The sequence below is a fragment of the Leptospira andrefontaineae genome, assembly GCF_004770105.1.
GTDB lineage: Bacteria > Spirochaetota > Leptospiria > Leptospirales > Leptospiraceae > Leptospira_B > Leptospira_B andrefontaineae.
This window is the reverse complement of the sequence record NZ_RQEY01000012.1, coordinates 266,015-287,477: the sequence shown is the minus strand read 5'-3', so window position 1 is coordinate 287,477 and position 21,463 is coordinate 266,015. Positions and strand designations below refer to the sequence as shown.

The following is a 21,463-nucleotide window of genomic DNA, read 5'->3' as shown; positions in this document are numbered from 1 at the left end:
TACCGATATCTTTAATGGTACCGGTATGCGGACACCGATTTTCCTAATTTTGATCATTTCTGTTTTATCGTCTTTTGGCGACCTGCATTCACAAGAGGCGGGGAAAGGGAAACCTGTCGAAGAAGGAGAGGTCCATAGCGATTTAAAGTCCTTGGACAAAGAGTATTACGAATATTATTTCAAAACTCTTCCGAATACGGATATCATTGAAAAAGAGAAGCTAGAATATAATCTGATCCGTTCTTTTAAATTCGAATTAAGAAAAGTCGATCCGGAAAGAATGAGTCCGGAAGAATTAAAAAAAGTGAATTCGAGCTCAGTTCGTTATGAAAGGGTTTTCGAGGATTCCATTTGGGTGCGAGGAATACGCAAACAAATGGGACATCTACGTTTTAAAGAGTATATGTATGTGATCGTATACGACAAATATTATTGTTTTATTTCTTATGAGATGAACCCTTCCAGATATATCCAAACTCCGTTCCAAGTTCAATTGATCTTTAAAAGAGATAGTAATTATAATTCTACTCTACCTCAGCCTTAAACGTTCTGAAATAAAGACTGACTAATACCAGTCCGAAAGAGAACAAAATCCCGAATAATAAAAAGTTCTGCATAAAACCGAAACCTGGATGCGGGGCAGTGTTTCCCACGATCCTGCCTAGGATCTTCGTTTTTCCGAAACTATTCCAAACTAAAGTGCGGACCTGAACCGTATCTCCCACTCTCATTCTTCGATTTGTAGTTTGGTCTACTTCTTCTGTGACCTCGTGTTTTTTACCTTGTTCGTCGGGCACCAAGTAGGTGTACACATTTACGGTTCTGCCTAACTTATTGAGTTTGGTATTCTCGACTAAGACCCCGAACTCTTTGTTTCCTGGAAGAGATAAGTTTTTGTAGATCGATTCTAAACTTTTGTTTTCCCAATAAACTGCGAAGGAAAGAGGAAGAAAGAACGCAAGAGAAATCCAACCCATGATAAATAGGATCTTATAGAATGGGGTAGAGTTCGTTTTCATTCTCAAGCTTTATCATCTTTTTCGATAGGGATTATTACAACCAAGTTTCCTTTTTTTGTAGGAAGAAAAAACGAATGGTCCAGAGAGTCAGGTGCAATATTCTTAGGATATGAAGGTATCTAGATCTGACTTTTTGAAATATATGGGAAAGGGGATGCTTGCTTTGACTGCCGCCCGTACCTTGGATCTGTTTTCAGAACCTGCAAAAGAGCCTTCTAAAAAAGTTCATTCTTCACATCCTTCTTCTCCAAAAACGAAAAAGGAGCTCTCTTCTAAAATTCCGGGAAGTAATTTTAAACCTCTAAAACCTAACACTCAAGACGATCTAATTTTAGCGGCGGGTTTTACTTACGATCTGATCGCAGTCTATGGAGATAAGATCAACTCTAAGGGAGACACTTTCGGTTATGCAGCAGATTTTAACTGCTTCTTCCAGTTCCCTAATGATCCAAACTCAGCACTTCTTTGGACCAATCACGAATACTTAAACGAATTAGAATATTATGTAACCGGTTATGACTATAACCAAAAAGGCCCAAATAATAGAACGCCTGAACAGATCGAAAAATATCTATACTCATTAGGCGGTTCAGTGATCGGTTTGCGAAAATCTAAAGGGGTATGGGTACTAGATCCTGAATCTAAATATGGAAGAAGGATAAATGGTAGGTCGGAATTCCAACTCAAAGGCCCAGTGGCGGGCTCTGAAACAATCTCGGGTAAAACAAAAGTGTACGGAACATTTGCAAACTGTTCTGGAGGACAAACATTATGGAATACCGTCCTCTCTTGCGAAGAAAACTACGAAATGGTAGTAGAAGATTGCAAACTGGAAGACTCTAAGGAATACGGTTGGATCATAGAAGTTGATCCTTTTGATCCATCTTCCACTCCAGTAAAACATACTGCACTCGGAAGATTTTCACATGAGAACGCTGCGTTAACTATTTCTCCTTCCGGAAAGTTAGTCGTGTATATGGGAGATGATTCCAAGGACCAATGCGTTTATAAATTTGTCTCTGCAAAAAATTATGATCCTAAAAAAGGGAAATTAAACTCGGAACTTTTGGATGAAGGGACTTTATACGTAGGCAATTTTGAGAAATGTGTATGGATCCCATTGGATCTGGAAAAAAATCCAAATCTTAAAAATGCAAAAGATAAAGAAGGAAATCCAAAATTTAAGGCCCAAGCGGATATATTGGTATCATGTAGAGATGCGGCAAAAACAGCGGGTGGAACCCCAATGGATAGACCGGAAGATCTGGAAGTACATCCATTAGATAAATCTGTTTTTGTATCTTTTACCAATAACGATTCTCATGGAAATTTTTACGGACAGATAGTTCGTATCAAAGAAGAAAATTCGGATGCAGAATCGGTCCGTTTCGAATTCGAAGTGTTTGTTGCCGGGGGAGGGAAGAGTGGATTCTCTTCTCCTGATAATTTGGCTTTCGATTCTTCGGGAAATCTTTGGATGGTAACCGATATGACTACTCGTTTACTCGGAAAATCCATCTTCAAAAAATTCGGGAACAACGGTATGTTCTTTATTCCTACAAGCGGAGAAGATGCAGGAAAAGCTTTCCAATTTGCTTCCGCTCCGATCGGTGCAGAACTTACCGGCCCTTGGTTTACTCCTGATGAAGAGTTTTTATTCTTATCCGTGCAACATCCGGGAGAAGATACCAAGGATTATGATGTTCCTACAAGTCGCTGGCCTAGAAAAACGAAGGGAGATATTCCTAGACCAGGAGTAGTTGCGATTAGAAGAGCTTAGTTTGATCAAAACTTTCGCTTAAGTATTCGCTCTAGTGTTTCTTTAGGCGGAGTCATTTGTTTGGTTTCTTCTTCGGAAGGGGTTAATTGTTTTACCGCTTTTCCGGTTGTGATGCCGTCACAAGGATTTTGTTGATTTGCCGGTTGAGCTTTGATCGCCCGAATCCAAGAGCATGCAATTTTTAGATGTCCATTTGCGCTTGGATGAATCCCGTCCGTAAAATAATCTGCTCCAGGTTGTAAAGTGTTGTGCATGTCTACAAGAGTCATTCTGGCTTGGCTGGAAGGAGGAAGATTCGGCCAATTATTTGCTATATAACTATTGTATTTTGAGATAACTTTATTAACGGTTTCATAGCCGGCAAATGGAGGCGCTACCTTAATAATTTGGGCTACAAATATATACGTCTTCGGATTGCTAGTGAGTAAAACATTTAACATGTTGAACAAATTTTGACCCGTAGTGTTAGCAAGCTGCTCGATTTGAGCGTCAGTTGGATTTTGGATTTTTAATATAGGCCACATATCGTTTGTTCCTGCATGAACCAAAGTGATATTGGAAAAACTAACTCTACCGGCAATCGGCGTCAGATCTTCCACTGTCCATCCAGGATAACCATCGTGGGTTTGAGTGTTCACTAACCATTGTTGAAAATAAGAGCCTCCGCTTTGATAGCCTTCAGTAGTAAAGATAATTCCGTCTCCGTTTAATGATAGCAGGGTCATCCATCCGCGGTAACCACCACCTTTGAATCCGGGAGGCATACATATATTTTGCGAGATGGTATACATCAAACATTGCCAGTCGTCTGTAAATCCGATTCCGTATGTAATTGAATCGCCGAATGGTCGAATTAAAACAGGATTTGTTAATTTATAGGGAGCGGGCTGAGCGCCTACTGTCATGGAGTAGAATAGGCAGATCAGTATAAACTGCCATGTAAAAAACTTTTTGATTTTCATTAGTTAACTACTGAAAGGTCCTTGGTCAATATTTTGAGAAGAAGGTTTCGGAACGTAATTTATAATATTATTATTTTCTGTTTGTCAATATAATTTCCGATGCCCATGTCTCATAACGTGCATCTTGGGTAATATTTTTTAGGATTAGATATTCCCTGAAAGGGAATTTAAGGTGAAATGGGCAAGTTCTAAACTCGAGGAGCGGTCAGGGCTTAGTTTTTAAGACAAGCAGCGATTGCGTCTTCTTCTTTTTCGAAATGAGCAAAAGGTTTCCAAAGACCTAATAGATTGAAGATCTGAATGACCTTCTCTCCGGCTTCAGTAAGAAGAAGTTTTTTACCTTCTCCAGTAAGTCTGTTCTTTAATTCGAAGATTGCACGAATTCCAGAACTGGAAACATACTTAAGATCGGATAAGTTCAGAACAGTATTGTTTGCATGACTTACATCCAATACTTTTTCTTTAAATAGAGGAAAGGTGGATTCGTCTAGTCTGCCCGAAACCAAATACACTCTGATCTCTTTCCCGGCATCCTGTTCTAGAATTTTCAAACTATCCATGTTTTTGCACCACCACCCGCAATCTTTCCGGAGAAACGGAAAAGTCCGCTTTGGCCCCGGGAGGGAAATCGTAAATACGTTCCGCCAAGGAATCGATTGAGATCCCCCCGCGCATTTCGGATATTAGACGGAAAGAATTGCGAACTGTGAAGTGATCCAGCTTGTACTGGAAACTTTCCTTTTTACGTAACTCTCTACAGTACACTTTGAAATACGGCTCCTGCTTGTCAAAGCTTACGTCTTTATTTTCGCAAGACATAACCCAACCAGTAGAACCCGCTCCGGTATATACCAGAAGGCCCGAACATTTCTGCTCTTCAGAGACTTTCTCATGAGAGATTAGAAATCTGCTAGTTAAGTCTGGGCTATTATTACGGATAGAGATTTCGCTGATCCCTTGAAATGTCTCAATCGCTTTGCCGTTTGGATATTCGATCCTAACATTGATCCTGGGCCATTCTTCTATGATTATATTTTCCCAATTACGGGAAACTGCATTTGAGATATCGGAGGTATGAAAGGATAGAAGGGCCCCTACAGAAGTTTCAGGATCCGAATTACAACCCAGAACTAGATTATCCAGAGCATGATGTGCAACATAGGTGAAATGATTGTCTCCACCTAACGCAATCACAAGATCGTAGATCGAAATATCTATATTTTCTAATTCTTCTCGGAAGATAAACTTTCCATTAGGGAAAGTAAGTTTTAATTCTTCTCTACTTTGGATCTGTCTGAGATGGGAATTATAGATCCGAGAGAATGAATCGTTTTGGATCTCTGCTACTCTTTTGAATTCATCCAGAGAGCCGTAACTCTCCAGATCTAATTCGTACTTTGTTCTTTTGATAACTACCAGAACAGATTCGATTTTTTTTCGCTTTTCCGTCGACATGGATTACCAATTTGGACGGATCTATGCCTCCTAGAAAACGAAAAAAATCAAACCAATGCGGGTTCTGAAGAATTATTTGCCTTAGGATCCGAGTCCGCCAGGACCAATTTTAGAACGGACATAGTGGCTCTGAACTTCATTCGATTTCCTGTAAGTCTATACAAAGCCACCAAATGTTTTAGATTTCGAATATTTTCAGGTTCTCTGGATCTGAGTTTTTCAGCGAATTCCAAAGACTTCCAATAATCCTTTGTCTTTCTTAGACAATAGGAAAGATAGAAGATATACTCGTTGTCGAAAGGGATCTTGGAAAGATAAGCTTCTGTATACTTTGCACCTTCTTCAAATTCTTTCGCGTTGATACAAATTCTAGCCATTTGTTTATAAAGAGCAGGATCAGAATCGTCTATCAATAATGCTTGTGCAAAAACTTCCTTAGTCTTTTCGGTATTTCCTTTTTTATATTCTTTGATACCGATCTGAAGTAGTCTGTTGTATTCTTCCGAAATCGCTTTTGTGCGAGAAGAAGAAACTTCCGCTTCTTTATAACCTATACTCAAAAGACTTAGATCGTCTGAAATTTCTCCGGCCGCGTTGATCAATCTTTCTAGATCTTCTAAATTTCCACCGGAAAGTTCTACAAATCTTAAGAATAAATTTTCATCCTCGTTCATCACAGGCTCGGGAGAATTCGGATCATAAAGAAGAATATCATCTCTTCCGTCGGATCCTAGAAAGATCTTATCTCCCGCTTCCAATTTATCCACTCTTACCAAAGGTTCTGTTGTATTCTCAGAGAAACCTAGTTTGCGGATAGGGAAGTCAGAATCCAGGAATCCTGCTTTTGCATCTCTATACAGCACCATATTAGGATGTTCTGCATTAATAGAATATAATGCTCCAGTTTCTTCATCCAGAAGACAGAGTAATGCTGAAACAAGCATCGTTCCATCGAATGTAACGAATACGTTTTGTAATTCCGTATAACAGTCTTTCAGCCATTTTTCAGGGGTTTTCTTTTGGTTACTTCTGGAAAGTTGGGTCCTTGTTACGATTGCTTTGAATACGGTTCCCATCACAAGTGCACCGCCCGCTCCTTGTATGGATTTACCCATTGCATCCGAGTTCATTATGCTCAGGTATTTTTTACCGTATAATGTGACCTCGCTGATGGAAACTAAGTCTCCACCGATATCCGCTTCTCTTTTTCTAAATACGAAAGTTTTCTTTTGTCTTAAGATACCACTGATCTTAGTATTAGTACTTTCATATCTAGTAGTGGCAAGCGGACGAAGTAGTAGGGAAGTCAGGTAATAATCCCCGTCTTGTTTCTCTTTTAGTGTGCGAAGATCATCCAGGGTTTCCTGCAATTCTTTGGTTTTCTCTTCTACTTTCTTTTCCAAGAACATTTGATGGTCTAAAAGATCCTTCTTCATTTCGATGAATACTTCTGCCATTTCTCCCAATTCGTCGGAACGATTTAAGTCCACAATTTTGGATTCGTCCTCATTTGGGTTTTGCATCGCGAAGTTGAGTGCCTTAACTGCGTCTATGATATCTCTGGAGAATCTATAAGATGCGAATAAGATCCCGCCGAATACTGCAAGAGCGATCAGTCCACAATACAACCAAAGATTTCTGGTAGATTCGTAAAGTTCGGTTTCATCTATCAAAAGAACAAAATCTAGTTTAAGATTGCTTAATCCTTGGTTTTCGTAAGGGACCTGAGTGAGATAATAATGCCTGCCTTCCAAAGTGAATCTGGAAATTCCCGCAAGATCCTTAGGTTTTCTATCTCCTAAATATTTGGAGATCGTAACGTCGGAAAAGGAGATCAGTTTTTCTTTTTCGTAAATGGCAAGATGAACGTCTTCCGAACCTGTGATAGTTTGGATAAATTTATCATCCACCACCTGACCCACCATCATGATCCCACCGTTCTTGAGTGGGGCAGTCACCCTAAGTCCAAGACCGCTATGGCCTATCTCTAGGGTAGAAGCAATCCTGCCTTGCAGAGCTTCTTGTACGATCTTCTGACCTGACTTATCGTCTCCAAAATCCGCCGGTCTATGAAATCTAAAATAAACATGTCCTGTCTTATCGTGGATCTCGAAGATGGAAAGACCATACTGGGACATGATCCCTTTGATATATTCCAGGTTGCCTTGCAGGATACCTCTGTTCCCCAAACCGTTTTCTAAAATAGAAAGAGTCTTTTGGTTTCTTTCTATTTCTTTGAGAAGAAGTCGGATAACTTCTTCCTTATGTTTGAGTTCCTTCCTGAACTCCAGGGAGCGGTCTAATGCTCTTTTGTCCTGAGGTTCATTTTTAACTTGGTCGATCATTTGGATGAATGTGATCGCAAGAATGAGTACTAATAGAAGCTGACTGGCTCCCAGAATGAGAAAAATTTTTTGTCTAAAACTCATAAATTGTTCCGGAAATGGAATCTCCCTAGATCGGGAAGGCGCACTTTGTATTTTTAGCCTTTTCTCTTCTTTGAAAAAGAGACCCAAAACTTACACTGAGAAGATCCCATTCGTACTAAGGTTTCGTGAAATTCAGGTTACAAAAATGTTCCGCCTAATAAGTAGTTAGTCGGGCTTAGAGGCACAGAGTTTAAGAGAGTAACAGAGATTTGGTCACACAGAGACACAGAGCCACGGAGAGTTTAACTTGTTTGTCAATGTAGAATTCCTACAATCCTTTGAACTGCATGTTGGAACTCCTACATCATATTCCAGACTTACAATCCTATCTCTGTGTGATCCGTGACCTCTGTGCGAAGCTTGTTTTCTTGTTTTTGGTTCGCACGGAGAGCACAAAGAACACAGAGGGGGCAGGGTTTGTGTGAATTTTAAGGAACGACTTTCAAAATATTCTATATAACCTAAACTCTGCGGCTTCGCGCCTCTGCGTGAAAATAGCTTTGCGGCTTTTTCTACCTCTGTGTCTCTTTCCTAAGACTTGACCGGAATACGGTCGGTGGAGACCCTAACAAGATGGAAGATCAGGAACCTAAGAAACAGGGATTTCCGTTTCACCCACTAGAGGACTTCGTATTAGGAGAAGTCCTTGGTCGGACCTTAGTCAAATTAGGACATTCTAAAGAAGAAGTGGATAAGGCCATTTTATCTCATCTACGAGCGGGACAGTCCGAATTCCTTTTTACTCCGAACGCAAAGAAACAACTTCTGCTACAAAGTATGCCGGTGGAACTCAGAAGTTTCCTGGAAGCGGGAAAAGAAAAAGAAGTCTTAGACATCTTCCGCAAAACAATCCAGGTGGAAGGTAGATTGGATCTGGCATTGGAACTTCTGGAGTGGATCTGCACAGGATTTGAAAAAGAAGAATTGGTCCGTTCCTTATTCCAATTAGTATTGAACGGGAAAATAGAATTAAGCCCGGAATTTTATCCTCTCTTAATGGAAGAATACGATAAAGAGATGAGAGGGGACTTGGACAGGATCCGAGAAGAATAAAAAAGCCGCTTGTTCCCAAGCGGCTTACAAAAACTTACTAAGTTAAAAAATCTTAAGCAACATCAGCCAAAGGAGAAGGTGCCGTTCCAGAAAGTTCTTTTCTTCCTTTCTCGGTCCACACAGCTCTCTGGATGGTGATGATTCCCATAAAATGTAGTACCTTCATCATTTGGTAAGTAAGATCCAACTCGAACCAACGGAACGCGAAGTTCGGAGAGTTCGGGTGAGCGTGGTGGTTGTTTTGGTACAATTCCCCCATGATCAAGAAGTCCACTGGAAGAGTGTTTTTGGAATTGTCCGGATTTTTTGCGTGGTTGCGGTAACCATACATATGTCCACACCAGTTTACAACTGCACCATGAGTTGGTCCCATTAGATAATGGATTGGTAATAGAGCATATAACCAAACTGCATCTGCAGGAACGAATGCCATATAGAATAATGTATAGCCGGTTCCGAAGAACAAACGGATATACCAAGAATCAGCAAAACGGTCGAACCAAGGGATCTCTGGATAATTTCCTTTGAACTCTTTCTCCACTACTTCTTTACGATCTAAAATATTTTCGTAAACGACTGCGGTGGTCCACATCATATCGAAAAATCCTTTAGAAGCTACAGGAGAATGAGGATCCTTTGCGGTGTCGCTGTAAGCATGGTGTCTTCTGTGAAGAATTGCATACGCTCTTGGGTTCAAAAAGGAAGAACCTTGCACAACAAAAGTAAAGAAATAGAAGAACTTTTCCCAGAAACGGTTCAGTTTGAACATCTGGTGAGCAGAATAACGATGTAAATAGAACGATTGAACGAAAGCGGCTAAAATCCAGTGTGCCGCAAAAAAACTTAGAATGATTGCCATGGAGGGCTCCCTTTTTTTCTAAATGATATGAGTCAATTTGGGAGGGTAGGTTGCAAAAAATGTGAGGGGGGAATGGGTAAATATTGGCGATTATGGTCTCTTTAGAAGGCTTCCCATTAAAAAAGGCCAGGATTTCGGAGAAATTTATTTGCCGCTTATGTCTTAAGGGACGGGTACATCCAAGCACAGAATTTGCCTGATCCTTAATTTTTTAGTATAAATCTATATTAGAAAAATAGGAAAGAATTTCTTGACCAACCCATAGAGTCGGCTTATCTTCTCCTGCCTATGGAAGAAGAAAAAATCCCTCCCGGTTTTCCGCCAGAATCTTGGAAATTACTCACTCCGGAACAGAAACAACAGTATCTAGATGCATATGCAAATGTACCTTCTGCAGACGGATCCAATTCTAGATCTTCCGGAATACCAAGCCAAGGCCAAATATATGCCCAGGCGGGAAAACAAATGTTACTGGGGTATCTTTGGAGTTTTCTCCGGAATTTGATCTATAGATTATTAAGGTTTTAGAGCTTATTATTCTACTTTTTCAAATTCGGAATATTCGGTTTTTTAAATGCGGCTCTACTTCTGGTTCCGCCTTCCTTTTCTAAAAACTCAGCAATCTCTTTACGCTCATAAGCAAGAGCCATGGACAAAGGAGTATATCCTTCCGCCTGAGCATTGATGGAAGCTTTTTTACGAACTAATTCTTTCACTACATTCGGAAGATCGAATACGATCGCAAGATGGATAGGTTTCCAACCTAGATAATCGGCATTTGGATCCGCACCTTTTTCTAAAGACTCCAAGGATTTGTTCTCATTCTTATCATATAAACTGGAAATTAAGATACGATTTTGTTTTAGTCTCTCCTCTTCCGTAATTTTAGTTTCAGTATCCGTGTTTGAATTCTCGGATCTCAAAACATTAGAAGGATCTCCTGCGAACGCATAATCATAAACAGGTTTAGAAGTAGGAGGTTTCGTATGATAATATAAAGAAGATCCGGAAGAACGAGGGTGGGAAATTTTCGTTACCTCTTGAGGATTTGTTTGGCTGAAATAAACATCCCCATAATTCTTATTCGTAAATAATAATGCTAGAATTGTTTGAGCCGTCCATGGTGCCCAGGTTGCATAATAACCTTTGAATCCGGTCTCCAAAAATGGAGAAGAATACATGGAGATTCTCTTTTTAGTTTCTTCATCCCGGATCACTCCCATATCGTAAGCCATATTTCCTGCAGTAAAACAAGCTCCTAAAAACAGGACGATTGCACCAGGCGCAGGTTTTAATCCCGAGGAAATTTGTTCATTAGAAACGAATTCTTTTCCTAAATAAAATCCACCTACTGATCTTTGGTCATAAGGAGGTTGATCCAAATTGGTTCCTACACCATGCCCGGCGTATAAAACTATATTCGCATTTTGTGATGCTTCTTTGATCCCCGCCCAAGGATTATTAGGAGGATAAAATTCGCTGACAGTAACTCCTCTGTCTTTTAAAACTTTTACAAGACCTTTGATATTATTTACATATTCTCGGGTTTTTGGGCCTTCGTTCCCATCTACTTCACCGACGATTGCTACTGCTTTTAAACCTGAACCCGAAACAGTAGGGGAAGGAAGTTCTGCTCTTTTTTTGATCCCGGAAAATGTTCCACCAACTGCATTGGTAGGATGAACAAATTTAATTTCTTCAGAGAAAGAAGAACCGAAGGAGAATAAGACAAGGAGGCTTGAGAAGAATAAACCGGACGAAAATTTCATCCAATGATTGGACAAAAATTTCCGTTTTTATCAATCAATAATTTATTTTAATTTGGAGCGGATTTCGGAATTAAAGAAATTTTCCCATTCTTCGTAATTCTTTTGTGTATTATTTCCTAATTTTTCGGAGAAGGAAAGCCCGAAATTCCCATACTCGGTTTTGATCCATTTTTCGATCTGGACCTTGGTTTCTGAAGATCTTTTGGGATGAGGTTTACTTTTCAGAACGAAATCTAAGAGTTCTTGGATCCCTTTTTTAGTTTTTACACTGGTTAGGAAAATAGGAGGGATACTTCCTCCAGGAACAATATCTCTTAGGAATTCAAGAGTAGTGGAAAGAGTGTGATAACTTGCTCTTGCAAGATTTTCTTCATCACATTTATTTAATATAAATGCATCCGGGACTTCCATGATCCCACTTTTCATGAATTGGATCTGGTCTCCACCTAAAGGCACCATGACTAAAAAGGATAGATCCGCTAGTTTGGAAACTTCTATTTCATTTTGGCCGATCCCAACTGTTTCTACGAATATAAAATCGAAGAAGCAGCGAAGTAATCGGATTACATGGTAAGTATAAGGATTTAAACCTCCCAGCTCTAATTGGCTCGGTTGAGATCTGAAAAATATCCTCTTTTCTCTTACCGGCAGCGAAAGTCTGGTCCTATCTCCAAGTAAAGAACCTCCACTGATATGACTGGAAGGATCTATGGCGACTACTGCCATTTTTTTGTCTGGGACATTTTGTAAGAAGTTTGTGGAGATCTCTCCTAAAAGAGAGGATTTTCCTGCTCCGGGAGTTCCCGTAAATCCGATGGTGACTGATTTGTCTCCATTGAAGCCTGAATTTTCTAATTCTTTGAATAGAACTTTACGAAATTCGAATGAATCCGGTTTTTCCAGTTCGCTGATCAGCTTCGCAAGAGGATATTTTTCCCCTTGGGAAGCTTCTTGGATCAGTTCTTTTAGTTCCTTTTCTGCAAACCGTACGGTCATGCCTTAAACGGAAGCTGGGATCTTTTCGGATACGATATCTATGATTCGGTCCATTACATCCATTAGATCATAATCTTTTGGAGTAAAGATTGCTTTCACTCCGATGGAATGTAGTTTTTCGAAATCAGGCTGAGGGATAATTCCTCCGAAAACAACAGGAATATCCGCTTTATAATGTTTTAATTCTGCGAATATTTGTTCTGCAAGTTCCACATGAGATCCGGAAAGTATGGATACTCCGATCACGTTTGCGTTCTCTTCCACAGCTGATTGTACGATTTCTTCCGGAGTGAGTCTGATCCCGGAGTAGATCACATCGAATCCTGCATGTTTTGCAGATACTGCGATCATCTCGGCACCATTCGAATGTCCGTCTAATCCAGGTTTACCGACTACTATTTTAGGTCTTGCGCCTGTTGCTTTTTGGAACTTCTCAACCTTAGTTCTGACATTAGATACTTTGTCGGATTCCAAATTGAGTTTTTGTCCTTCAACTCCGGTGGATGGACGATATTCTCCGAATATTTTTCTGAGTGTATCTGCCCATTCTCCTGTAGTCACAAGAGCCTTGGCACATTCTACGGAAGCGAACATAAGGTTCTTTCCGTTTTTAGCATCGTCTTCTAATCTTGCTAAAGTTTCTGCTACCTTCTTCGCATCTCTTCTTGCTTTAACATCGGAGAGTACTTTGAGAGTTTGTTCTGCGGATTTAGGATCTACTTTGAAAATTCCTCCGTCAGGATCGTTGGTAAGAGGGGATGGGATACCGTCTTTCCATTTGTTTTTTCCTACGATGATAAGTTCGTCGTTATTGATCTTAGCGAGTCTTTCCGCTTGGGATTTTACAAGTTGGGCTTTCATGTAACCGTTCTCGATCGCTTTGATCGCTCCACCCATCTCTTTGATCTTTTGGATCTCTTTGTTTGCATTCTCGACCAGATCTTTTACTTTACTTTCTACAACTCTGGAGCCTTCGAATAGGTCCGGATATTCAAGTAGATCGGTTTCGTAAGCGAGAACTTGTTGTAAACGAAGTGACCATTGTTGGTCCCAAGGGCGAGGAAGTGAAAGTGCTTCGTTCCAAGCTGGAAGTTGGAGAGCTCTACATCTTGCATCTCTACTTAAGGTGACTCCTAAAGCTTCGATCAAAATTCTCCATGCGTTGTTTTCAGGTTGTTCTTCCGTTAACCCGAGCGAGTTTACTTGGACTCCGTAACGGAATCGGCGGAATTTCTCACTTTTTACCTGATAAATTCCTTTTGTGATCTCTTCCCACATATCGGAGAAGGCACGCATCTTACACATTTCTTCGATGAATCGGATACCTGCGTTTACGAAGAAGGAGATCCTACCAACGCACTGCTCGAATTCTTCGTGAGTGAAACAGTTTCTTTCTTTCACTGCATCAAGGATGGCCATTCCTGTTGCGAGTGCGAATGCTAGCTCCTGGACTGGAGTTGCTCCTGCTTCTTGTAAATGGTAAGAACAAATATTGGATGGGTTCCATTTCGGGATTCTTTTCAAACAATATTCATACATATCCACGATGATACGGATAGAATGTTCAGGAGGGAAAATGTAAGTCCCGCGAGCCAGATATTCTTTAATTATGTCGTTTTGAGTGGTTCCTTGGAGTTTGGAAACGTCTTCTCCTCTTTCTTCCGCCAAAGCCACGTATAGCGAAAGTAACCACATGGAAGTACCATTGATGGTCATGGAAGTGTTCATTTCTTCGATCGGAATCTGATCGAATAGGATCCGGAAGTCCTCCAATGTGTTGATTGGAACTCCTACTTTTCCGATTTCCGGCTTTGCGATTGCGTGATCTGAGCTATAACCGCATTGTGTGGGAAGATCAAAGGCGATGGAAAGGCCTGTTTGACCCTTTGCCAGGTTTTTTCTAAAGAGTTCGTTGGACTCCTTTGCGTTTGTATGACCCGCGTAAGTTCTGAAAATCCAAGCCGGCTCTTTGCTAGGATTTCCGGTCTTATCGTAAAGGATATGGTCTTTTTTTTCCATCTTCTTGCCCTCGGAATATGCCTCTTAGTTTAGTTCAAAATGTGTTGGTATAATTTCACCTAAATTTTTAACGTAGCTCCGAAATCCGTAGGAGAAGAATTCCGCCGCATGGACTTGGAAAGAAACAGAAAAGCAAACCCCGCGCTCATTTCACTCTCGACGCTGTTTCTCACCGGTCTTCTGACCCTTCTCTATTCTTGGCATGGTGACCCGTCCAACGGAGAAAGTTTCCGGACATTGGCAGAATTACGTTCTCTTTCGGAAGATGGAAAATTTTTCTCATTCCGTGAACCTCTTCCATTTTTGCTTTTATCCTTTTGGAAATCCGTCTTCGCCCTGAATTATATACCTGCTTATCTCTCTTTCGGAGCGTTTTTCCTAAGTTTGGGGATCCATCTTTGTGCTTACATAATGGAAAGGGAGACTTGGAAACTAAATCATTATCTGTTTTGTTATCTAGCTGCGATCAATCCATTCTCTTATCTAGTTCCTTTGAATATGTTGGGAGAATTAGTTAGCTTTTCGTTTTTATTAGTTCTATTTCTTTCTTTCAGAATGGAAACAGTTGTAGATCTTTTGATCTTAGTTTCCTGCACTGTTCTTGGATTTTTCTCTCATTTCACCTTTTTCCTGATCGGATTTACTATTTTCGTGATCAAGGCAGGAACTGTAGGTATTAGAGAGAAGAAGAAGCAGCAATCCGTATTCTTCAAGAGAAGAAATCTTCCTAAACTTTTCTTATTCGGATATCTTTCCGTTCTTGTGCTCGGAATTATTCTATTAGGAAATCTTAATTTTTACGGAGCCCATTCTTTTGGATTTATGGGCCAAGCGGTTTGGAAATATCTTTTAGGCTTCGGATCGTTTATTTTAATCCTTTTTGTAGCTAATTTTTTACTTCGTTCCGAAAGGGAATTAAATTCTCTTCCTGCTTCTATCGGGATATTCGCTTTGATTGCTATCTCCGGATATTTTACGATCCGCCCTATTTTAGGTGTGGATAAGATAAAATTAAACTCTCTTGCTAAGGATGTAACATCTTTAAAAGGAAGATTGATCGTAGATCAGGATGAAAGGATCTATGTTTCTCCTGAAACTTCAGCTTATCTGTATTTCATTTCTAAACAAAAGACCCATTTTACTTCTTATCCTGAAATAAGAGAAAAAGATTATATTCTTTTATCTGAAGTTTGGGCAGTTGATAGAAAACTTTTACAAAGAGAAGTAAAAGCCAAAAATACTCCGTATCTGTTTTTATCCGGAGAAAGAGTGTTGATCAATGGATTCTTATGGAAAAGAATACAAACGGATCCTAGTTTAAAAACTCTAAAGACCAGATCTATCGAAGCCAAGTCCGAACTTTCCGATCAAAAAGGTTATGATGATCTGAAAGCGTTCTTCATATCTTGGCTTTCTTCTTCCAAGGCTCCCGATGTATGAGTAAAAAACCGCAAGACTCCGATTATATCGCTTACGGAGCTAACGGTCTACCATTCGAAACTTCCTACTGGGACGAGATCTATGGAAGCGGGAAGGACGTAGATGCTTCTTTCAATGCGAAAGAACATGCAAAATATATAAAGTCAGTTTTTGATCTGATGCAGGTCCATCCCAGAAGTATTGCGGATTTCGGTTTCGGTAAGGCGCTTCTATTAAAAGAATTCGTAAAAATATTCCAACCGAATCGTGTGTTTGCCGTCGATCCTTCCGAAGACATGATAGATGCGATCGCAAAGCAAAAATGGATCCGTTCTTATAATCTTTCATTTTTACATTCCACGATCCAAGACCTCGAACTAAAACATATTCATATGCCTCCATTCACTCTTGGTATATGCAACTCAGTGGTTCAGTATATAGAAGATAAACATCTTCCTAAGGTTTTTGAAAAACTACATAAGATCACAAATTATCTCTATTTTACGGTCCCTACCAAAAACGATTATACAAGAATGAAGAAGGAGATATACTTTTCGGATCCGTATGCCCACCAAAGATCCAAAAAGTATTATGAAAAACTAATTCGTCCTTATTTCAGAAGAGTTGCATTCAATCTTCTGGAAAGTAGGATCACGAAAGACAGCCCGTTTTGTGACGAGCTGTTCGTGGACGATTAAGGTTTTTCGTTCCGGGCCGAAAAGAATCAAAACTGGAACTGGGTTATATGTCGCTAAAACCCTAAAAGAGCGAAATATTCGAATAGAGTTTTAATATCCGATGGATACTATATGCCAAAAGATGTCTGCACGTTGACCCAAAGCGAATATGGAAAGTGTGAAAGAAAAGGAAATAGCTAGATTTGCAAGGGAAGAATTCTATTCCCAAAATTACAGGATAGCCTCCTATTTTTTCGGGATCGTATGCGCGATCACCATATGGGGTGCGATTTTAGAATATGTTAGATCCAATTTTCTTTTATTATATTTGGATCTGATCTCTGCTTTTATCTGTTTGTTTAGCCTCGGAGTGATCCGATTTTACTCCAAAAATTATTTCAGAAAGAATCTGATCGTATTCGGCGGACTTTTTATCTTGTTGGTCTTGGAAGTAGAGACGCAGTTCCACGACAACGAATATTATTTTTACGATAATAATATGTGGATCACCAACCAAGTGATCCTCTTTCTGGTGAGCTTATTCTTTAACGGAAGGCCGATCTTCTATACTATCTATTCATTTTCAGTAGTCGCATTTTATATTCTTAGGATCTTTCCGGAAGGAAGTGGATATTTTTCCGACAGGACTTTGTGGGTGCAGATCAGCAATATGAGTGCACTCCAATTGTTTATCTGTTTATGTAATACTTGGTGGTACGGATTTAGGATAGAACATCTTAAGAAGACCAAAAAACTTCAAGAAAGATTGTATGACGAAAGAGAAGCAATCACTAGAGACCTTCATGATTATCTGGGAGCAAAAGTAACCGATCTAAATCTTTTAGTTCGTTCGATCCAGGGTTATAAAAATGGAGATACGGATGCCCTCATTCAGTTGGAAAAATTATCCGAAGATATTTTTAAAGGAATCAGAGAGATCACTGCAAGTATTGCGGATGTTAAGCTGATCTCAGAAGATGTCTGGAGTGGAATAAGAGTATTATTATTAAGAAGGTACGGTAACGCGGGAAGAAAAGTGAGATTCACTCGAGAAGGAGAAGAAGATTTCCATATAGATACCGAAAAGGCGGAACAAATTTTAGGGATCGTAACGGAGATTTGTTCCAACGATCTAAAATATGGTTCTGGGACTTCTCATTGGATCTTCTCTCCTAAAAAAGATTCTATCGAGATATCTATTCGAACCCGTACAAATTTCCAGGAAATGAGAATAGGCTCGAAAGGAAATAAAACCATCCAATTCAGAACATCTGCTATCAATGGAGAATGGAAAGAAAATCTAGAAAATCGGGACTTCAAAGGATTTCTGGAGATCCCGATCCGTCAATTACGGAGAATTTGATTCGTGAAATTATACAAAATTGCAATCTTAGAAGATGATCCTGCATTCGCGAGCCAGTGTAAAGAAAGATTAAAAAAAATGAATAGAGTTACTAAGGTAGAAGTTTATAATTCTGCCGAGGAATTTCCTAAAGAAAAAGATCTTCCTTATGACTTAGTATTCGTGGATATAGATCTTCCCGGTAAAAGTGGTTTGGATTTTATTTCAGAAAGGTATTCGGCTGATTCTAAAACAAACTATGCAATATTATCTGCATTTGAATCCGAAGAGGCTTTATTCAAGGCTCTAAAAGCAGGAGCGATAGGTTATATATTAAAAAAAGATGTGGGAGATATCCAAGAAAAAGTCGAGATACTTTTGGAAGGGGGAGGGATACTTTCTCCGGGACTTGCCGCCAGAGTCATCCAATCTTTCCGTAAAACTTCTAAAAAGGAAGTGGAAATACTGTCCAATCGAGAAAAGAAAGTGCTGGATATGATCGTGGACGGTAAAAGAACAAAGGAAATCGCGACTTCCCTAGGTACTAAAGAAGGAACTGTAAGAGTACAGATCAAAAGTATATTCAGAAAGCTGCATGTGAATTCCAGATTGGAATTAGTGAGAAAATTCTCTTAAACTATTTTACCTTCTCCCACCAAGGTTCAGGAATCAGATCTTTTTGTAGATCTAACCATTCACCCGGTTTAGGAGTAGCCAAACGAACTCCATTTTGATCCGCTCCTTGTTTTGTTCTTAAAATAGGTTCGTCCCAAGAATGAATCGCCAGATTGAAAGTTGCCCAATGTACAGGGAGCATAGTTTTACCTTTCAGATCTAAATGAGCTTGGACAGCACTTTCAGGATTCATATGAATTCCTTCCCAGGTCCAATCGTATGCTCCTACCTTTATAGAAGTCAGATCGAAAGGCCCCAATTTTTTACCTATCTCCGTAAAATGAGAAGAATAACCTGTATCTCCACTATGGAAAAATTTATGTTTGGGTCCGATTAAACTCCAAGAAGACCAAAGAGTAGACTTACCATTGAATAATCCTCTTCCTGAATAATGGACCGCAGGTGTGCAGATAATTTCAATATTCTTAATGTTTCCTTTTTGCCACCAATCCAACTCTATAATCTGATTTTCCGGAATTCCCCAGGATTCTAAATGAGCACCAATGCCTAATGGCACAAAATATTTTGTACCCTTCTTCGCTAAAAATTGGGCTGTTATCATGTCCAGATGATCGTAATGATCGTGAGAGATCACAACTGCATCTATATTAGGAAGTTCTGATAATTCCAACGGCAAAGGAAAAAGCCTCCCGGGACCTATACTTTCAAAAGGAGAAACTTTCTTAGAAAAAACCGGATCGGTGAATATGCGTATCCCGTCTATTTCAACCAATACGGAAGAATGTCCAAACCAAATCGCTCTGAGTCCAGGTGATACAGGATCCGAAAAAGTTTTTAAGTCGGGTTTTTGAACTGGGATTGGAGAAGGAGGGGTTCTCAGTTCCGAACCGAAAAATTGCCTTTTTAAGACCCCGATATAATCTCCAGAACTCATCATAGGAACGAAAGGATCATTTTCAAACTTTCCGTCGTGAAACATCTTGGATGTTTTCATTTTTTCCAATCTAGGGCCGCTCGGATTTCCTCCAAAGGAACTCAAACAAGCTGTTTGGCATAAAACCAATAAGAATAAACCAAATAGAACGAAAGAAGTATAAATCGTAACTTTCTGTGCTTTTTTTCCGAACATAAAACTCTCTTGTGGGAGGTCCTACAAGATCTTATTTTCAAAGTTTTTAAAATCAGAAAATTTAGTTAGCCGACTTTTTTGGGAAGTAGTTTGACAAGATTTTCGGAGAATCTATGATCTAAGCCTTTATATAAAGTACATCCGTTCTGGTAGATTTGGTATGCAAACTTATTTAGAAACTCCCTCCGAATGTTTTTCTAGTCTAAAGGATTATCCTTTTTCTCCTAATTATATCTCTGTAGGAGAATTCAAAATGCATTATGTGGATGAGGGTCCTAAGGATGCAAAGGAAACGGTTTTATTATTACATGGAGAGCCAAGTTGGTCTTATCTTTATAGAAAGATGATCTTTCCTTTATCAGAAAAAGGTTATAGAGTAATCGCACCGGATCTGATCGGTTTTGGAAAATCGGATAAACCGACAGATCTAAAAACGTATACATATAAGAATCATGTGGACTGGCTGAAAAATCTGATTACCGGTCTGGATTTAAAAAATATCACACTATTTTGCCAAGATTGGGGAGGGCTATTAGGTTTAAGAGCAGTAGCAGAATTGGATTCTCGTTTTGCAAGAGTATGTGCTGCGAATACTTTTTTACCTACTGGAGATATTCCTCCTAAGGAAGATTTTTTGAAATGGCTTCGTTTTTCCCAAGAAGTGAGTAAACTTCCTGTTGGAAAGATCATCCAAAACGGATGTGTAAGCAAATTAAGTCCGGATATTATTCACGCTTATGATTCTCCTTATCCGGACGAATCCTATAAAGCAGGAGCTAGAAAATTTCCTACTCTGGTCCCAATCTCTCCTGATAATCCTGAAACGGAAAGAAATCGCCAGGCTTGGATGTTTTATAAAAATTTCAAAAAACCTTTTATCACTATGTTCAGTGATTCAGATCCGATCACTAAAGGTGGGGATATATTTTTTAGAAGGACTATCCCAGGTGCGAAAGGACAAAAACATACAGTGATCCAAGGAGCTGGACATTTTTTGCAAGAAGAGAAGGGAGAACTACTCGCGGACCTTCTTTCTGAATTTATCCAAAATAATCCTTAGTCAAACTTTCTGTTTTATAGATTTTGCATATTCTGAAACAATTTTTAGAAAGTCCGGGTTTTCTAAAAATTCTTTGAATAGATCGAATTCCTTTTTTAAATTTTCGTAAAGGTTTCCTTGGAAAAAATTATTCGAAATCTCTTTTTCTGCGCGGATAATTTGCGGATCCCATTGGGAAAGTTTCTCCAATACTTTTAGGCCTTTTGTGATTGAATCACCTTCTGTAACGACTTCGTCTATAATCCCTAATTCTAATGCTTCTTGGGAACGAAGAGGATCTCCGAGTAATGTTAGAGTTAATGCTTTTGTTGGGCCTACTTTTCGAGCTAAAGTAGTGATCAAAGGAGGACCACCAAAACGAATCTCAGGTCTGAATAAGAATGTTTTCTTTTCTGCAAGAATATAATCTCCGGAAAGTGCTAGATCAAAACCTCCTGCAGAACAAAAACCTTTTAGTACACATACTAAAGGTTTTGGAAAAGAGTAAAGTTCATAATGATATTCTAAAATACGGTGACGGAACGATCCTAGTTTTGTCTCGACTACTTCTTCCAGATCATAACCGCTGCAGAAGTTTTTACCATTTGCTCCTAAAAGTATTCCTCTGATCTTAGGATCTTTTTTGGATTCTGAAAAAACAGATTCTAATTCGTCTCGTATCCTTATGTTTAAAGCATTATTGGATTCCGGACGGTTTAGAAGTACGATCAGCAATCCGTTTCGGTTTTCCAGACTCAGATGTTTATAATCCATGTGAAGGTTTAATAAGGTTTATTTTTAAAAATTCAAATGAAAATGGATTATTTTTTACGGAAATTTGGTAACCTTTTTGGTTCGGAGTGGAAACTAAAAGAACAGA

General features: G+C 39.4%; 20 protein-coding genes. 9 read left to right on the top strand and 11 right to left on the bottom strand.

The window, feature by feature from the left end; genetic code table 11:
* Window positions 1–25: 25 nt before the first annotated feature.
* Window positions 26–544 (top strand): hypothetical protein, encoded by a 519-nt coding sequence (locus EHO65_RS08265; protein ID WP_135773642.1) that lies wholly within the window; start codon window positions 26–28, stop codon window positions 542–544.
* On the opposite strand, the gene EHO65_RS08260 is transcribed toward EHO65_RS08265, so the two are convergent.
* Window positions 525–1,019 carry a hypothetical protein gene (locus EHO65_RS08260; RefSeq protein ID WP_135773641.1) on the bottom strand — a complete coding sequence of 165 codons (495 nt, stop codon included), beginning with the start codon at window positions 1,017–1,019 and terminating at the stop codon, window positions 525–527. The two genes, EHO65_RS08265 and EHO65_RS08260, sit on opposite strands and share 20 nt — an antisense overlap.
* A gap of 109 nt (window positions 1,020–1,128) precedes the next feature.
* Here EHO65_RS08260 and EHO65_RS08255 point away from each other — a divergent pair, with 109 nt between their 5' ends.
* The gene (locus tag EHO65_RS08255; protein ID WP_135773640.1) at window positions 1,129–2,799 is read left to right on the top strand and encodes a PhoX family protein; all 1,671 of its coding nucleotides are present in this window, start codon (window positions 1,129–1,131) and stop codon (window positions 2,797–2,799) included.
* Window positions 2,800–2,804: 5 nt separating this feature from the next.
* Here EHO65_RS08255 and EHO65_RS08250 read toward each other — a convergent pair whose 3' ends face one another.
* From EHO65_RS08250 to EHO65_RS08235, 4 genes are all read right to left on the bottom strand, one after another.
* Complete coding sequence (locus EHO65_RS08250) at window positions 2,805–3,761, bottom strand: GDSL-type esterase/lipase family protein (protein WP_135773639.1); 957 nt, start codon at window positions 3,759–3,761, stop codon at window positions 2,805–2,807.
* A 212-nt stretch (window positions 3,762–3,973) separates the two neighbouring features.
* Complete coding sequence (locus EHO65_RS08245) at window positions 3,974–4,321, bottom strand: STAS domain-containing protein (protein WP_008588781.1); 348 nt, start codon at window positions 4,319–4,321, stop codon at window positions 3,974–3,976.
* Window positions 4,314–5,216 carry a diacylglycerol kinase catalytic domain-containing protein gene (locus tag EHO65_RS08240; protein WP_135773638.1) on the bottom strand — a complete coding sequence of 301 codons (903 nt, stop codon included), beginning with the start codon at window positions 5,214–5,216 and terminating at the stop codon, window positions 4,314–4,316. The genes EHO65_RS08245 and EHO65_RS08240 overlap by 8 nt, the downstream gene beginning before the upstream one ends.
* Before the next feature lie 47 nt (window positions 5,217–5,263).
* A complete protein-coding gene (locus EHO65_RS08235) occupies window positions 5,264–7,645 on the bottom strand; it encodes a SpoIIE family protein phosphatase (protein ID WP_135773637.1) in 2,382 nt (793 codons plus the stop codon).
* A 573-nt stretch (window positions 7,646–8,218) separates the two neighbouring features.
* Here EHO65_RS08235 and EHO65_RS08230 point away from each other — a divergent pair.
* Window positions 8,219–8,698: a hypothetical protein gene (locus EHO65_RS08230; RefSeq protein ID WP_135773636.1), complete on the top strand. Its 480-nt coding sequence runs from the start codon at window positions 8,219–8,221 to the stop codon at window positions 8,696–8,698.
* Window positions 8,699–8,750: 52 nt separating this feature from the next.
* Here EHO65_RS08230 and EHO65_RS08225 read toward each other — a convergent pair whose 3' ends face one another.
* Window positions 8,751–9,557 (bottom strand): acyl-CoA desaturase, encoded by an 807-nt coding sequence (locus tag EHO65_RS08225; RefSeq protein WP_135773635.1) that lies wholly within the window; start codon window positions 9,555–9,557, stop codon window positions 8,751–8,753.
* Window positions 9,558–9,845: 288 nt separating this feature from the next.
* Between EHO65_RS08225 and EHO65_RS08220 the strand changes: the two genes are divergently transcribed.
* Complete coding sequence (locus EHO65_RS08220; protein ID WP_244243479.1) at window positions 9,846–10,085, top strand: hypothetical protein; 240 nt, start codon at window positions 9,846–9,848, stop codon at window positions 10,083–10,085.
* Between the two features lie 11 nt (window positions 10,086–10,096).
* Here the strand turns inward: EHO65_RS08220 and EHO65_RS08215 are convergent, their stop codons facing one another.
* Genes EHO65_RS08215 through EHO65_RS08205 form a run of 3 tightly spaced genes read right to left on the bottom strand, consistent with a single transcriptional unit; the run spans window position 10,097 to window position 14,341 of the window.
* Complete coding sequence (locus EHO65_RS08215; RefSeq protein WP_135773763.1) at window positions 10,097–11,326, bottom strand: ankyrin repeat domain-containing protein; 1,230 nt, start codon at window positions 11,324–11,326, stop codon at window positions 10,097–10,099.
* A gap of 42 nt (window positions 11,327–11,368) precedes the next feature.
* Window positions 11,369–12,322, bottom strand: a complete 954-nt coding sequence (locus EHO65_RS08210) for a P-loop NTPase family protein (RefSeq protein ID WP_135773633.1) — start codon at window positions 12,320–12,322, stop codon at window positions 11,369–11,371.
* A 3-nt stretch (window positions 12,323–12,325) separates the two neighbouring features.
* Window positions 12,326–14,341, bottom strand: coding sequence for a protein meaA (locus EHO65_RS08205; RefSeq protein ID WP_135773632.1), 2,016 nt, complete (start codon window positions 14,339–14,341; stop codon window positions 12,326–12,328).
* Window positions 14,342–14,449: 108 nt separating this feature from the next.
* Between EHO65_RS08205 and EHO65_RS08200 the strand changes: the two genes are divergently transcribed.
* The 4 genes from EHO65_RS08200 (at window position 14,450) to EHO65_RS08185 (ending at window position 18,415) form a co-directional block, all read left to right on the top strand.
* Window positions 14,450–15,781, top strand: a complete 1,332-nt coding sequence (locus EHO65_RS08200; RefSeq protein ID WP_135773631.1) for a hypothetical protein — start codon at window positions 14,450–14,452, stop codon at window positions 15,779–15,781.
* The gene (locus tag EHO65_RS08195; protein ID WP_135773630.1) at window positions 15,778–16,458 is read left to right on the top strand and encodes a class I SAM-dependent methyltransferase; all 681 of its coding nucleotides are present in this window, start codon (window positions 15,778–15,780) and stop codon (window positions 16,456–16,458) included. Before EHO65_RS08200 ends, EHO65_RS08195 begins: the two co-directional genes overlap by 4 nt.
* Before the next feature lie 148 nt (window positions 16,459–16,606).
* Window positions 16,607–17,800 (top strand): sensor histidine kinase, encoded by a 1,194-nt coding sequence (locus EHO65_RS08190; protein WP_135773629.1) that lies wholly within the window; start codon window positions 16,607–16,609, stop codon window positions 17,798–17,800.
* Between the two features lie 3 nt (window positions 17,801–17,803).
* The gene (locus EHO65_RS08185; protein ID WP_135773628.1) at window positions 17,804–18,415 is read left to right on the top strand and encodes a LuxR C-terminal-related transcriptional regulator; all 612 of its coding nucleotides are present in this window, start codon (window positions 17,804–17,806) and stop codon (window positions 18,413–18,415) included.
* Window position 18,416: 1 nt separating this feature from the next.
* On the opposite strand, the gene EHO65_RS08180 is transcribed toward EHO65_RS08185, so the two are convergent.
* A complete protein-coding gene (locus tag EHO65_RS08180; RefSeq protein ID WP_135773627.1) occupies window positions 18,417–19,544 on the bottom strand; it encodes an MBL fold metallo-hydrolase in 1,128 nt (375 codons plus the stop codon).
* Between the two features lie 160 nt (window positions 19,545–19,704).
* Here EHO65_RS08180 and EHO65_RS08175 point away from each other — a divergent pair, with 160 nt between their 5' ends.
* Entirely contained in the window at window positions 19,705–20,604 is a 900-nt protein-coding gene (locus EHO65_RS08175) for a haloalkane dehalogenase (RefSeq protein WP_135773626.1), read from the top strand.
* On the opposite strand, the gene EHO65_RS08170 is transcribed toward EHO65_RS08175, so the two are convergent.
* Complete coding sequence (locus EHO65_RS08170) at window positions 20,605–21,357, bottom strand: enoyl-CoA hydratase/isomerase family protein (RefSeq protein WP_135773625.1); 753 nt, start codon at window positions 21,355–21,357, stop codon at window positions 20,605–20,607.
* Window positions 21,358–21,463: the final 106 nt, after the last annotated feature.